The sequence below is a fragment of the Myxococcus xanthus genome (genome assembly GCF_006402735.1).
In the GTDB taxonomy this organism is placed as follows: domain Bacteria; phylum Myxococcota; class Myxococcia; order Myxococcales; family Myxococcaceae; genus Myxococcus; species Myxococcus xanthus_A.
Genome location: NZ_CP017174.1, coordinates 5,180,372 through 5,194,384, shown reverse-complemented (window position 1 = coordinate 5,194,384; position 14,013 = coordinate 5,180,372). Strand labels below are relative to the sequence as shown.

At 69.3% G+C, this 14,013-nt stretch carries 12 protein-coding genes and 1 riboswitch; of the genes, 4 read left to right on the top strand and 8 right to left on the bottom strand.

The genetic code is table 11. The features are described 5' to 3' along the window. Positions 1–82 precede the first annotated feature (82 nt). A complete protein-coding gene (locus BHS09_RS21350; RefSeq protein ID WP_140798765.1) occupies positions 83–1,504 on the bottom strand; it encodes an RCC1 domain-containing protein in 1,422 nt (473 codons plus the stop codon). Positions 1,505–1,810: 306 nt separating this feature from the next. Between BHS09_RS21350 and BHS09_RS21345 the strand changes: the two genes are divergently transcribed. The 4 genes from BHS09_RS21345 (at position 1,811) to BHS09_RS21330 (ending at position 6,084) form a co-directional block, all read left to right on the top strand. Next, positions 1,811–2,701: a LysR family transcriptional regulator gene (locus tag BHS09_RS21345; protein ID WP_140792694.1), complete on the top strand. Its 891-nt coding sequence runs from the start codon at positions 1,811–1,813 to the stop codon at positions 2,699–2,701. Positions 2,702–3,102: 401 nt separating this feature from the next. Continuing rightward, positions 3,103–4,293, top strand: a complete 1,191-nt coding sequence (locus tag BHS09_RS21340) for a sensor histidine kinase (protein WP_140792692.1) — start codon at positions 3,103–3,105, stop codon at positions 4,291–4,293. Next, a complete protein-coding gene (locus tag BHS09_RS21335) occupies positions 4,268–4,981 on the top strand; it encodes a response regulator (RefSeq protein ID WP_140798763.1) in 714 nt (237 codons plus the stop codon). Before BHS09_RS21340 ends, BHS09_RS21335 begins: the two co-directional genes overlap by 26 nt. Continuing rightward, on the top strand, positions 4,978–6,084 hold the full coding sequence (locus tag BHS09_RS21330) for a sensor histidine kinase (protein WP_140792688.1): 1,107 nt from the start codon (positions 4,978–4,980) through the stop codon (positions 6,082–6,084). Before BHS09_RS21335 ends, BHS09_RS21330 begins: the two co-directional genes overlap by 4 nt. 25 nt (positions 6,085–6,109) lie before the next feature. Here the strand turns inward: BHS09_RS21330 and BHS09_RS21325 are convergent, their stop codons facing one another. From BHS09_RS21325 to BHS09_RS21295, 7 genes are all read right to left on the bottom strand, one after another. Then, positions 6,110–8,026: a M56 family metallopeptidase gene (locus BHS09_RS21325; RefSeq protein WP_140798762.1), complete on the bottom strand. Its 1,917-nt coding sequence runs from the start codon at positions 8,024–8,026 to the stop codon at positions 6,110–6,112. Then, positions 8,023–8,418: a BlaI/MecI/CopY family transcriptional regulator gene (locus tag BHS09_RS21320; RefSeq protein ID WP_026113894.1), complete on the bottom strand. Its 396-nt coding sequence runs from the start codon at positions 8,416–8,418 to the stop codon at positions 8,023–8,025. The genes BHS09_RS21325 and BHS09_RS21320 overlap by 4 nt, the downstream gene beginning before the upstream one ends. A 79-nt stretch (positions 8,419–8,497) precedes the next feature. Continuing rightward, positions 8,498–9,631, bottom strand: a complete 1,134-nt coding sequence (locus BHS09_RS21315) for a hypothetical protein (protein ID WP_140792684.1) — start codon at positions 9,629–9,631, stop codon at positions 8,498–8,500. Between the two features lie 83 nt (positions 9,632–9,714). Continuing rightward, entirely contained in the window at positions 9,715–11,130 is a 1,416-nt protein-coding gene (locus BHS09_RS21310; RefSeq protein WP_140792682.1) for a sigma-54-dependent transcriptional regulator, read from the bottom strand. 27 nt (positions 11,131–11,157) lie between these two features. Continuing rightward, positions 11,158–11,655: an OsmC family protein gene (locus BHS09_RS21305; RefSeq protein WP_140792680.1), complete on the bottom strand. Its 498-nt coding sequence runs from the start codon at positions 11,653–11,655 to the stop codon at positions 11,158–11,160. A gap of 117 nt (positions 11,656–11,772) precedes the next feature. Beyond that, entirely contained in the window at positions 11,773–13,164 is a 1,392-nt protein-coding gene (locus BHS09_RS21300) for an SLC13 family permease (protein WP_140798761.1), read from the bottom strand. 66 nt (positions 13,165–13,230) lie between these two features. Continuing rightward, complete coding sequence (locus tag BHS09_RS21295; protein ID WP_140792676.1) at positions 13,231–13,662, bottom strand: CBS domain-containing protein; 432 nt, start codon at positions 13,660–13,662, stop codon at positions 13,231–13,233. A gap of 210 nt (positions 13,663–13,872) precedes the next feature. Further along, positions 13,873–13,980, top strand: a riboswitch (TPP riboswitch). Positions 13,981–14,013 lie beyond the last annotated feature (33 nt).

Genomic DNA, 14,013 nt, shown 5'->3' with positions numbered 1-14,013 from the left:
GCCCCGGCGCTTCAATTCCGCCGCCCTCTCCAAAGCGCAAGCGCGGAAGCAGCGCTTGCGCCCCTCGCCGCGCCGCGGTGGCCTACTTCGACGGCGTCGGGATGGCGAAGTCGAGCAGGTGCGCGGGCACTGCCGTGGCGGTTGCCACGTTCCAACTGTCCGGCCGGTTGGCCAGGTCACCCGTGGGCAGCACGCCGTTGCCCAGCACACCCGTCTTGTTCCGGCCCCAGGAGTAGATGGTCCCATCCGTGGCCGTGGCGTAGCCGTAGAACGACTGCGCGGTGTTGTGCAGGGCCCTGAAGGTGACGCCCGGGGCAATCCGCACGGGGTCGAAGACCATCATCTGATACTGCGACCAGTCCCAACGGTAGGGCGTGTGGTAGGTGGCGAAGTCCAGCATCACCCCGTTGCCGACTTCACCCATCGCGCTGTCGCCCCAGCCCCACAGCGAGCCGTCGTCCAGGATGGCGTGGGTGGCGTGGCCGTTCGCGGACACGTGGGTGACCTTGCGTGCGCCGAACACCGGGAAGGACAGCTTCACCGGCGTGGCCACCGGGTACCACCCGCCCGCGGGATTGCCCAGGCCCAGATAGGTGCCCTGGATGCCCCAGCCCCACAGGTCGCCGTGCTCATCCAGCGCCACCACCCAGCGACTGCCACCCGCGGCGACTTCCGTCACCTTGACGGGGATGTTCACCGGATTCGGCCGCGCATAGTCGTTGTGCCTGCCCGTGCCCAATGTCTCCCCCGCAGCGGTGCCACCACCCCAGGCCCACACCGTTCCCGCGTCATCCGTCGCGAAGAGGGTGTTGTCGTTGGTGGTGAATGAGGTGATTCGCACGCCTGGGGGCAGGGGGACGCGTGTGGGGCGGGTGATGTTGCGCGCGCTGGTGTTGCCATCGCCGGCAATGCCCAGCGTGTTGCCAATCGCCGTGCCGCTCATGCCCCAGACCCAGACGGAGCCGTCTGCCTTCAAGGCCATGTTGAAGAGCATCGCGCTGCGCACCGCGACGACATTGTCGAACACCGCGCCCGTGGCGTCGGTGAGGATGAGGTAGGGCTGGCCGTTGTTCGGAGTCGTGCTCGAGTTGGGGGAGTCGTTCGTGGTGCCATCCCCGCGTTGGCCGTAGAGATTCTGGCCGAACGTCCACACGCGCCCCTGGGTGTCGAGCGCCAGACTCTGGAACCCACCGCCCGCGACGTCCTTGAAGCGCAGGTGCTCCGGAAGTGAGATTCGAATGGGGGGCACGTGGTTGCCGGCAATGGAATGCCCCACGCCGAGCTGTCCAGCGCGGTTGGAGCCGATACCCAGCACCTGCCCATCCACCAGATAGAACGCCTGGTACTCGGCGGTCGCGATGCGAGTCAGTCCGGCGAGACTGTCTTCCGCCTTTGTGGACTCCGCGTCATTCGGTGGCGCCTCCCTTTCCAAGTCGTTCGACGACCCGGAGCATCCGAGGAGGACCAAGGCGAGCGAGACGAACACCGCGCGAGGAAAGGGCATGTGGCAATTGTTACTCGATGGCCGTGGTAGGCCGGAACCACGCCATACGACGACCTCGTGCACCTCACTCCCTGGGTCCGGTTGAGGCGCTTCACCGCCCTTCGGCTTGCGCGCCTCGCAAGGTAATGACCGCGCATGGCGATGCTGGCGACCCGCTTTCCGTCGTCTTGGGGCATGGCGATTCCAGTGGGCGCGCTCCAGGCGCGCGACGAGCGCCGACTGGACCACCCGGCGTGCTCTGGCACAATGCGGAGCGTCTCGTGACTCCCTTCGGACGCGCCGGAGGCAGCGTGCGCAGGAGGCGCGATGCGGCTCGACCTCGCGGATCTTCGCTTGTTCCTCTGCATCGTGGATGCGGGGAGCATCACGCAAGGTGCCCAACGCGCGAACCTGACGCTGGCATCCGCGAGCGAGCGTCTGCGAAGCATCGAGGATGCGGTGGGCGTCAAGCTGCTCGAGCGGCGGCCTCGGGGCGTGGTCACGACCGAGGCAGGTGACGCACTCGTGCACCACGCTCGGTTGATCCTGCATCAACAGGAGTTGTTGAAGGATGAGTTGAATGCGTTTGTTTCAGGCCGGCGCGGCACCATTCGCCTCTATGCCAACACCGCGGCGCTGACCGAGTACCTGCCCGAGAAGCTGGCGCCATGGCTTGCCAGGCACCCGAGGCTGAACATCGACCTGAGAGAGCGAACCAGCGCGGATATCGTCAAGGCGGTCGAGGCAGGCCTGGCGGAGGCCGGACTGATTTCGGACGCCGTGGAGACGGGCACGCTTCAAGTCCGCCCGGTGGCGCCCGACCCCCTGGTGCTCATCATTCCCGCCGGGCACCCGCTGGCTGCATCCAAGAGCCTCGCGCTCAGGGATGTGTATCGGGAGCCCTTCGTCGGCCTGGCGGCCGAGAGCGCCTTGCAGGAGCACATTGACGGGCACGCACGTCGCGCGGGATTCGACGTGTCCTTCCGCGTCCGGATGAAGGGCTTCCGGGGGCTGTGCGAGATGGTGTCTCACGGCGTGGGCCTGGGCATCGTCCCGGAGCGCGTTGCGAATCGGCATCAGCGGGAGGGCACCTATCGGAAGGTGCCCCTGTCGGAGTCCTGGGCCCAGCGCCGACTCTGTGTCTGTTTCCAGGACTGGGACGGCCTGTCATCTCCTGTTCGTGAGTTGCTGGAGTACCTGCTCGGTGGAGGAGAATGACGGCACACCCGTGTCATGCGGGGGCAGACGCGATACCAGGACGGAGTGGAGTCTGGGGGCTGTGGGGATTCGCCGTGAACCCATGTTCACGCGCAAACCTTGCGCATGCCGGGGCCGGATGGGGGATGCGCGCACATCTTGCGCGCGTCCTTGGGCCGCCCTCCGTGCACAGGCACTGGCCTGAGGCTTGCTGAAGAGTTCCCGCCGGGCCGGAATGGCCGGGCTCCAGGAGCCTTCATGGCCATTCGCGGTGCGCCACAGGCGGTCCATGTCATGTCCCCGGCGGAGTCCTTGGACTCGCGGGCCGTGGCCCCTGGGCGGCGTGCCGAGCCAGCGCGAAGCGGGGGAGGAAGTTCCTGCTCTCATGCGTTCAGCGCGGATAGGCTCTTACCCCAGGACTCATGGCGGAAACCTTGTTCGAGGAATTGAAGCGGTACGTGGGGTTCTGCTCGGCGGACGAGCAGGCTCTCATGACCTTGCACGCCACCGCGAAGCCCCACTTCCCGCGCTTCGCTCGTGTCTTCTACGACCGCATCCTGGAGCATGAGGGGGCTCGGCAGGCGCTCGAAGGGGGAGAGAGCCAGGTGGGGCACCTGCGCGGCACCTTGCAGGTGTGGATGGACCAGCTCCTCCGCGGCCCCTGGGACGAGGTCTATTACGCGCTGCGCTGCCGCATTGGCCGCATGCACGTGCGCATCGCCCTGCCGCAGCACTACATGTTCGGCGCGATGAACGTCCTGCGGCAGGAGTTCAACAGCCACATCGACGCCACCTACCTGGAGCAGCCCGCGGCGCTCCGCGCGGCCCGCTCCGCGGTGGGGAAGATTCTCGACCTGGAGCTGGCCATCATGCTCCACACGTACCGGGAAGATCTGCTGGCGCAGCAGGCGCGCAGCGAGCGGCTGTCCACCTTTGGCCAACTGGTGGGCTCCATCGGCCACGAGCTGCGCAATCCGCTGGGCGTCATCGAGACGTCGCTCTACATCCTCCGGGGGCGCCCGGGGGCCGTGGACGAGCGCACGACGAAGCACCTGGACCGCATTGGCGACCAGGTGGGCATCGCCAACCGCATCGTCTCCGACCTGCTGGACATGATTCGGGACCGGCCCCTGCACCGGCAGGAGGTCTGGTTGGACGAGGTCTGGCAGGAAGCGCTCAAGGCCGTGCAGCGGCCCGACACTGTCGTCGTGAGCGCGGAGGGACTGACCTCATTGCCCGCGGTTCAAGGAGACGCGGGGCAGTTGCGCCAGGTGTTCGTGAACCTGCTCGACAACGCCGTCCAGGCCCTGGAGGAGACGGGCGGGACGGTGTCACTGTCCGCCGCCACGTGCGAGCCGGGGATGGTGGAGCTGGTGCTGGAGGATTCCGGGCCGGGCGTCAGCGACGTCATCCGCCGCCGCCTCTTCGAGCCGCTGATGACGACGAAGGCGCGCGGCATCGGGCTCGGGCTCGCGCTGGTCAAGCGCATCGTGGAGCGGCATGGGGGGAGCATCGCGTATGTCCCCCGTCCCGGAGCGGGAGCGCGCTTCGTGATTCGGCTTTCCCTCGTCGCTTCGGAGGAGACGCATGCGCCAGTACCTCCTGCTGGATGACAACCTGGCGTTCGCGGAGAACCTCGCGGAGATTCTGCGCGACGGCGGGGACGCGGCCACTGTCGTCACGAGCGGTGACGAGGCCGTGCGTTTGGCGCGCACCACGCGCTTCGACGTCCTGCTGACCGACATGCGCATGCCCGGCATGAGCGGCGCGGATGCCGTGCACCAGCTCCGCCGCGTGGATCCGGGCCTGGCCGCGGTGGTCATCACCGCGCACCCACGCCAGGATGACTTGGAGACGGCCCGGCGCGAAGGCCTGCTCGCGGTGCTGCCCAAGCCCGTGCCCATCCCCACGTTGGTGGAGCTGCTGTCCGGTGCTCGCCGGGATGGGCTGGTGGTGCTGGTGGAGGACGACCCGGCGCTGAGCGACAACATCGCCGAGCTGCTGCGCGGGCGCGGCTTCTCCTGTGTGACGGCGGCCTCGGTGCTGGACGCGGACCGAATCCTCTGCGCGCAGCCCTTCGCCGCGCTGGTGGACTTGCGCATTCCCGGAGGGCCGGATGGTGAGGCCTTGCGACGGCTGCGCGCGCGCTATCCTCACCTGCCCACGTTCGTCATGACCGCCTATCCCGACGCGGCCCCGCTTGATGGGACCACGGGCGTCTTCTCCAAACCCTTCGACCCAGGCGCGCTGATGGAGGTGCTGGAAACGGCGCACGCGGCACGCCCCACCCACGCCTCATGAGCGAGCCCACTCCTCCGTCCCTTCCGTCCGTCCTGGTGGTGGATGACAACGCGGCCTTCCTGGACAACTTGGAGGAGTTGCTCGGGGATGCGGGCTACGCCGTCCGCGGCGCGTCCAGCTGCAAGGCGGCGCGCGAGCGGGTCCGGGAGGGCTTCGACGTGGCGCTGGTGGATCTGCGCCTGCCAGACGGAGATGGGACGGCGCTGGCCGCCGAGCTGAAGGCCGCGTCGCCGGACTCGGAGGTGGTGCTGCTCACGGGCTTCGCCACGTTGGAGACGGCAGTGGCCGCGGTGCGGGCGGGTGCGTGTGCGTACCTGATGAAGCCTTGCGCGCCGCAGGAGCTGCTGCTGACGCTGGAGCAGGCGATGCGGCAGGTGCGCCTGCACGCGGAGAAGCGCGAGCTGGCACGGCGCGCCCAGGTGACGGAGAAGCTGGCGGCGGTGGGGACGATGACGGCGGGCCTGTCCCACGAAATCCGCAACCCGCTGAACGCGGCGGCGCTCCAGCTCTCCGTCCTCGAGCGGCGTCTGCGGCGTCTTCCGGATGGGCAGCAGGCGCCCTTGCTGGAGCCGCTGCTTTTGGTGCGCGATGAAATTCGCCGCCTCGACCACATCCTGGAGGACTTCCTCCAGTTCGCGCGGCCTCGCGAGTTCCGTCCCGCCTCCGTGGATGTGAACGAGCTGCTGCGGCGGGTGGTGGATCTGCTGAGCGGGCAGGCCGCGTCCCGCAAGGTGTCACTGGACGTCACGCCACGCGAAGCGCCGGTGCCGTCGGTGGCGGGCGAGGAGGAGCGGCTGCGTCAGGTGCTCATCAACCTGTGTCTCAACGCGCTGGAGGCCACGCCAGCGGGAGGCACCGTGACGTTGTCTGCGGGGCACGAGGGCGGGCGCGTGTGGCTCACCGTGGACGACAGCGGCCCGGGTGTTCCCCAGGAGGTCCGGGACCGCATCTTCGAGCCCTTCTTCACCACGAAGGCTCAGGGCTCGGGGCTGGGGCTGTCCATCGTCCATGCCATCGTCACGCAGCATGGCGGTTCGCTGGAGGTGGACACGGCGCCCGGTGGGGGCGCTCGTTTCATCCTCCGGATGCCGCTGGCGGGGTAGGGCCGTCAGCGGCAGGCGGGACGCGCTACCGCTGCGCCGTCGGGCTGTGGAACTCGAAGGCGTCGCAGTCGTCGCACGTCCCCGGGGCCGCGGCGCCCACCACGTCGGAGAGGTCGAGGCCCGCGAACTGCCGGGACTCGTGCGTTCCGCCGCCCGGCTCCCTCGTGAACCAGACGTCGAAGACGTAGCGCACGGCCACGGGCTTCCCGTTGAGCGTGGCGGGCTCGTAGCGCCAGGTGGAGAGCGTGCGGATGACGCCTTCCTCCAGGCCCCGCAGGCCCTGGATGGGCTGGCAGTCGGTGACGGAGCCCTGCGCGGTGATGATGCAGCGGGCCACCACCGCGCCCTTGGGGAAGCCTCCGAAGTGGGACTGAATCCCGTAGGCGATATTGGGAAGGTGGATGCGCTCGCCCGAGAGGAACCGGGGTGGGGTGATTCCGGGCCGGAGCGTCTTGACGGGAGCCGACGCCTTCATGGCCTTGTAGACTGCGTCGAACGCGGAGGCGCGCGAGGGCGCCGGCGCGGAGACGACCACCCGGGGCAGCTCGGTGGCGTGCTCGTCGGCGTGCGCGGAGGCGGCCTCGGCCAGGGCGGCTTCGGGCGACTCCAGGGAGGTGTCCTCGAGGAGGACGGGCGCGGCGGGCTCACCGTCGAGCGAGTAGGGCACGCGCGACAGCTCCGTGCGGGCGATCGTCCCTGTGTCCGGGATGAGGAGGGGGGCGGGCCGCGTGGGACGGGGCTTCGCCGCGGGTGCTCGCTCTGCCTTCGCCGCCGCCTTCGGGCGCTCGATGGGCGCGGGGGCCTGCCGGGCCTGGGCGGAGAAGGTCGCCGGGGCCACGAGCAGATGGTGCATGGGCAGGGTGCTGGACAGTCGCTGCCCCGTGCTGGGGGTTGCCTCCACGTGGAGGGGCGGCGCGCTCACTGGCTCCGTCGCATGGGCCGTCTCCGGCAGCTGCGACGACCCCAGGGCCACGGCGAGCACGGCGCTTCCCAGCCCGCTGGCGAGCCGCCAGGACCGGCGCGGCGTCATGCCTTCGGACACGGACAGCAGCCGGCGCACGCGCATCAGCAGTGAGCCATCGCTCACGCCCAGGGCGGGGTGGGGTGACGGGGCCAGGCGCAGCTCCTCGATGTGGGCCAGGGCGCGGGCGTAGAGCAGCGCATCCCCGCAGCACTGGACGGCCAGGTCATCCGCGCAGTGCTCACGCTCCTCGCGGATGCGGTGGGACAGCCACCAGACGGCCGGGTGGTAGAAGAGGAGGGTCTCCACGAAGGACTGGAGGAGGTTGACCAGGTAGTCGTGGCGTCGGATGTGGGCCAGCTCATGGGCGAGGATGGCCTCCAACTGCGCGGCGGACAGCCCGGTGATGGCACCCGCCGGCACCAGGATGAGGGGGCGCCACAGGCCAATGACCATGGGCACGTCGATGCGGGCGGAGGCCAGCAGGCGCACGGGCCGGGACAGGTGGACGTGGCGCAACGCACGCGTCAGCGCCTCACGCCAGGGGGCCGAGGGGGCCTGCGTCTCCTGCCGGGCCATCCGGTGGGTGATGAGCCAGGCGGCCACGGTCCGGGCCGACAGGAGGAGAACGCCGCAGCACCACGCTGGCAGCAGCCAGGGCCGGAGCACCTCCGTCCAGTGCGGCTCCGCCAGGGACGCGGTCTCCGTCGCGACCACGGTCAGCATGCTGGACTGGGCCAGGGACTCGAAGGCTCCGAACGTCACGGCGCGCGAGGCCTCCGCCAGCGCCGTCAGGAACGTCACCACGGGAAGCACGGCCATGGCCACCAGCCCCAGGCACGCGGTGGCGTAACGCGTCCGCGCGGCGCGCTGCGGCGTCAGGGACAGGATACCCGCGACGGCCAGGGCCACCACCGCGCCCTGCCACAGGAAGCCGAGCAGGGCCTGTTCCAGGGCGTGGAGATAACGCGCGTCCATCATTTCCCCCGCTTTTCGTGTGCGTCGAGCAGCCTGCGAATCTCCGCCAGTTCCTCGGCGGAGGCGCGCTTCATGGACAACGCCTGTGCCACGACCGACGTGGCCGACCCCCCGAAGGCCCGGTCCATCAAGTCGCGCAGGAGGTCGCGCTGGGTGCGCGTCTCGCTGATGGCGGCTTCATAGACATGGGTCCGCTCGCTCTCGTCACGCTGGACGATGCCTTTCTCCGTCATGTTCTGGAGGAGCTTGAGGACCGTGGTGTAGCCGGTGTCCTTGTCCTGGGTGCCCCGCATCAGCTCGTGCACCTGCCGGACGGTGCTGGGGCCCTGCTTCCAGAGCACACGGAGGATGGCCAGCTCGGCACGCGTCGGCTGCGGGAGGGCGTGGGTGGTCATTTCGCGGAGTATTACGACGGCCGTCGTAAGAGTCAACGACGCTCGTCGTAGATGTCCGTCCCTGGAGGCATTGCCCTTGCTATGGGGCGGGGGACAGGGCTTTGAGCTCGCGGAGCGGGTCGAGGGTGGTCAGCGAGGATGCCAGGATTTGGAGTGCGAAGGGGCCCCTGAGGGCGCTCGTGGGAATCAGCCGCGCCGCCAGGGGACGCTCGTCCCCTGCACCCAGCCCTGTATCGTCATCCGTCACCGTGAACCCTTGCTCCCAGATGGACGCCAGCAGTTGCGTGGGGCAGTGGCCCGCCGCGCTGGCTGTCTTGAGTTCCAGGTACGCCTGCCGGTGCGTGCCTTTCGCATAGGGTTCCAGGTAACGGCCTCGAAGGGCGGCTTCCACCAGGCCAATACAGCGGCCAATCGCCGGCTCACACGCGCGTGCCTTCTCGCTGACCTCCACGGGCGACGCGATGCTCGAAAAGGCCGAGGCGGACCACAGCACGGCCTTGAAGCGCTTTAGTTGCTCGGGGCTCAAGGGCCGCCAGTCGGGCGGAGGGTTCTCCAAGGTGGCGTAGAGCTTGTGCTCAATCGTGAGTATTGAAATGGCCACCATGCCGCCCACCAGGGTGTCCGTGCGATAGGCCAGCCACGCGAGCTGCCTCACGTCGCGCACGGCTTCCAGCGGCGTCCCCTGCTCAACCGCATGCCGGAGCCGCAACTTCGACCAGAGCACCAGGAGCGAGAACTCCGGAAAGGGCGCGGACATCAGGTCGAAAGGCTTGTCCGGTGGGATGGACGCACGGGGAATTGCATTCCAGTGGTCGAACGCATGCATCTGGCGCATCCAGCCGAAGTCCAGGCTAGAGAGGTCCAGGTCCGACGTTATCCAGTCCTCCATGCTCTCGGCCTTCTGGAGCAACAGAAGGTGTGCGGGGAGCCGAAGGGGTGACTCTCCCAGGCCGGGCGGGCCGGATGCCACGCGGAGCCATTCATTGAGCAGCGGGCCCGCATCGCCCAAGGCCCGTGGTTCGCGAAACCACGGCTCCGCGCCCAGCAGCGCCTGTTGCTCGCAGAAGAAGTCCACCTGCGCCGTGACGTCGGCCCGGAACTGCCCGATGGCGGGGCCGTATTGGCGCTGAGACCAGAGGTGGAAGGCCGCTAGGGCCAGCACGGCCAGCAGCAGGATTCCGCTCGCACCCCAGACCAGGACCCGCAGCAGCACGTTGCCCCGGTGAACCGAGGCTCGCCTCGAACGCCATCTCATCCAGGGCACGGTAGCAGTGCCCCAGCCCACCCATCAAACCGCTACGACTCCGCGGCAAGGTCATCCACCTCATCGGCCACGACCTTGAGCGGCGCGCCGCCCGGCGTGCCGTACTCCTTGAGCCGGTACTGAATCTTCCGCACGCTGATGCCCAGCACCTCGGCGGCCCGGGACGTGGAGCCCTGCACCATCTCCAGCGTGCGCAGGATGGCCTCGCGCTCGATGGCGGCCAGCGTGGCTCCCGGGATGAGCGCGCCCGTGGATGTCCCATGCGGCCGGGGGCCGCGCAGCACGGGCGGCAGGTCATCCGTCGTCAGCTCCTGCCCCTGCGCCAGCACCACCGCGCGCTCGATGGCGTTCTCCAGCTCGCGGATGTTGCCCGGCCAGTCATGGGACAGCAGCGCCTGGAGCGTCCCGGGCGCCAGGCCTCGCACCTGCTTGGCGTACGAATCGCTGTACTTCTCCAGGAAGTGGTTCACCAGCGCGGGGACGTCGCTCTTGCGGTCCCTCAGCGGCGGCAGCGTCACGCTCACCACGTTGAGCCGGTAGTAGAGGTCCTCGCGGAACCGGCCGGCCTTCACCTCGGCCACCAGGTCCCGGTGCGTGGCCGCGACGATGCGCACGTCCACCTTAAGCGTCTGGGTGCCACCCACGCGCTCGAACTCACGCTGCTGGAGGACACGCAGCAGCTTCACCTGAACGGCGGGGGAGATTTCTCCAATCTCGTCCAGGAACAGCGTGCCACCGTCCGCCAGCTCGAAGCGGCCTTCCTTCCGGGCCAGCGCTCCCGTGAATGAGCCCTTCTCGTGGCCGAACAGCTCGCTCTCCAGCAGGTTCTCGGACAGGGCCGCGCAGTGCACACGGATGAAGGGCTTGTCCTTGCGTGGCGACTCCTGGTGCAGGGCCTGGGCAATCAGCTCCTTGCCCGTGCCCGATTCACCCAGGATGAGCACCGTGGCGCGCGTGCCCGCCGCCCTCCGGATGACGTCGTAGATGCCCTGGAGCTGGGGCGACTCGCCGATGATGTCGTGGAAGCGGCGGACGCGCGAGCGTACCTGGTCCCGCAGCGCCTCCGCCTCCTGGCGCAGGCTGCGCTTCTCCAGCACCTTGCCCAGGGTGACGAGCACCTGGTCCGCGTCCAGCGGCTTGAGCAGGAAGTTGTCGGCGCCGGACTTCATGGCCTCCACGGCCGTCTCCACGCTGGCGAACGCCGTCATCATCACGAAGGTGGCGTCGCTGCCCTGCTCGCGCGCCGTCTTCAACAGCGTGAGGCCGTCCATCTGCGGCATGCGCACGTCGGTGAGCACCACCGCGGGGGAGAACTCGCCGATGCGAGCCAGGGCCTCGGCGCCGTTGGCGGCCTCGGCCACTTCGTAGCCTTCCTCATTCAGGATGGTGGCAATCGCCCGGCGGGCATTGTCCTCATCGTCGACGACCAGGATGCGCTGTGGGGACATGGGGGAGGTGGAGCCTTTGCTGTCAGGTCAGGATGCAGGGGCAATCGCGGCGGGTACGCTTCGACCACTGCTACGAGCGTGCCACGTCTCGACCACCGGTTCGATGCGCGGAGTGATGTTGATGACGGAGCTGGGGAAGCAGTGCGCGGGGAGTTCGGTGAAGATGAGGCGGACGGCCTCCGCGTCGGCCTCGGTGGCCACGGCCACGTGTGGGCGCACGATGAGGTCCGTGAGGTGCGGCGGCTGGTCCGCGCCACACACCACGCGGGCCACCGCGGAGCTTTGGTAGAAGAGCACGCGCACGTCCGCTTCCCGCGCCTGCTCCAGGAACGCCAGCAGGGTGCGTCCCTCCACCGCGCCCACGAGCAGGGCCTCCGGGGACCAGGGGCCCACGGCCACGGTGTCCTGCCCGGTCAGCGGCTGGCCAATGGGCACGGGCGGCGCACGGTCGCTCGTCAGCACGGCACCGCGCTCCCCCTGCCAATAGAGGCGCGTTTCGTACTCAGTGATGGTCACGTTCGTCACGAGCTCACCTCCACCGAAGCCTGAGCAGGTAGTGCCCCTTCAACGCGCATGCCGCGCGACTGCTTCTTCCGGGACGCTGCGTTCGTACCGTGGTGCCGACCAGGCGGGGAGGGAAACTCATGGCAATCCAAAGAGGCGCAGCACGGTCGGTCCCGAAAGGCTAACCAGCAGACAGCCGCCCAACATCAGGGGAACCCCCAACTTCATCAGCTCGGAGGAGGCCAGGCCCTCGCCCACCGTCATCGCATTGGGCGGTGTGCTGATGACGAAGGGCATGCCCAGCGAGCATCCCAGGGCGACGAGGACCGGCGTCGAAGCGGCGGGATGGAGTTGCGTGGCCAGGGGGATGAGGAGCGCCGCCGTCCCCGTGTTGCTCATCAGCGCGGACAGCACCGCCGCCGCGGCCACCAATACCCCCAGCTGCACGGGCACCGGCCAGCCCGCGAGGTCCGCGCGGGCCAGTGCGCGAGCGATGAGCCCGGAGTGTTCCATCAGCCGGCCCAGGGCGATGCCACCGGCGATGAGGAGCAGCGTGGCCCAGTCCAACCGGCCCAGGTCCTCGCGCTTCAGCAGGCCGCTGCCGAAGAGCAGCGCGGTGGCGGCCAGTGCCACCACGGGCGCGGGCACACCGTGGAGCGGCTCCGACAGCCAGGCCACCACGCACGCCGCGCTCACCCAGAGCACGCGGCGTCCCGAGCGCGTTAGGGACACGGGCGCTTCGGCGGGCAGCGTCAGCCTGCCGCCCACGCGGAAGCGCAGCAGCACCAGGCCGAAGCCCGCCAGCAGCAGGAGCAGCGTGAGCGGCAGGGCGAAGGACATCCACTTCGCGAACGTGACTTGCGCATGTGCGGACGCGGCGGACACGGCGAGCGCATTGGGCCCGCTGCCCACGGGCGTGGCGATGCCGCCGACGTTGGCACCCAGGGCCACGCCCAGCAGCAGCGCGGGCCGTAGCGGCGCGCCCGCGGGCGTCGCCTGGAGCAGGGGACGCAGCGCGGCCAGCATCATCGCCGCCGCGGCCACGTTGGACATCCACATGGAGAGGAAGGCGACGCCCGCCATCACCAGCAACACCAGCCGCCGCGGCCGCCCATCCGACAGCCGCATCACGTGCCGCGCCACCGAGGCGTCCAGTCCGTGCCGCATGGCGGCCACTTCCAGCGTGAAGCCACCCAGGAACAGGATGAGCACCGGGTCCGCGCACCACGCGAGCACCGACGGCAGCTGGTAGGCACGGTCCAACGGCCCCAGGAGGACGGGCGTGGCGCCCAGCAGCAGCAGCGTGGGCACGAAGGAGGGCACCACCTCCGTCAGCCAGAGCACCAGGCACGCACCGCCGATGAGCACCGTGCGCGTGGCCACCGGTCCCTCGACGCCGAGGAGCGCCACCAGCGTCACCCCCGTGAGCCCGGCCAGTGCGAACGCATGCCGGGACGCGGAGACGCCGGGTGAAGTCGCGGAGAGGGGGACCTCGGCGGAGGCCGCTCCGGCCAGGGGAGTGGGGGACATGGCGTGGGGAACGCGCGCCAGGCGGAGAGGGGACGCGGGTCCGCCACTCACGCGCTGGCTTCGGGGTCAGGCATTGTATTCGGCGGCCAACTCCCGGCGGTCCTGCTCTCCGATGAGGTGCTGGGCGTAGCGGACCAGGTCCGCCTCGGTGAGGATGCCCTGGAGGACGCCGCCCTCATCCACCACTGGCAGGCAGCCGTACTTGTGCTCGAGCATCAGCGTCACCGCCCGGCGCAGCGGCGTGTCCGGGCGTACCGTCTGCACGTCACGCGTCATGATGTCCGCGGCCCAGAGCGGCTGCGCGGCCGGATCCGTGGCGTGGGTGGCGGCGGCGCGCAGCAGGTCGCGGTGGGTGATGAGGCCCACCAGCTTGTCTTGCCGCACCACCGGCAGGTGACGGATGCGGTGCAGGCGGAGCAACTCATCCGCCTTGGCCAGGTTCTGCGTTTCCTTGAGCGCGACGACGTCACGGGTCATCAGCTCTCCGACGATCTGCATGGCGGTACTCCTGGCGGGTGGAAGACGTCTATCGTCCCTTCATCACTGCATCTCCGGGGCCAACCGGTCTGCCCCAGGGAACGGTGTTTCCCTGCCTCTGGACGCGCAAGGTTTGCGTGAAGGATTGGCGCTCCGCAGACATTGCGCGGTCGACAAGCGCTTCCGCCCGCGGCCGGGTTGAAGGCGGCCTCGCCGTGCGCTAGATGCTCACCCTGTCGCTAGGGGTGCCCCGGAAGGGGCTGAGACGGCCGTAGTTCCGGCCAACCCTTGGAACCTGAACCGGTTAGTACCGGCGGAGGGAAGCGGCCCGGGAGGCTTGCTGCCCCCCGACCGTCAGCCCGTCCGCCCTCT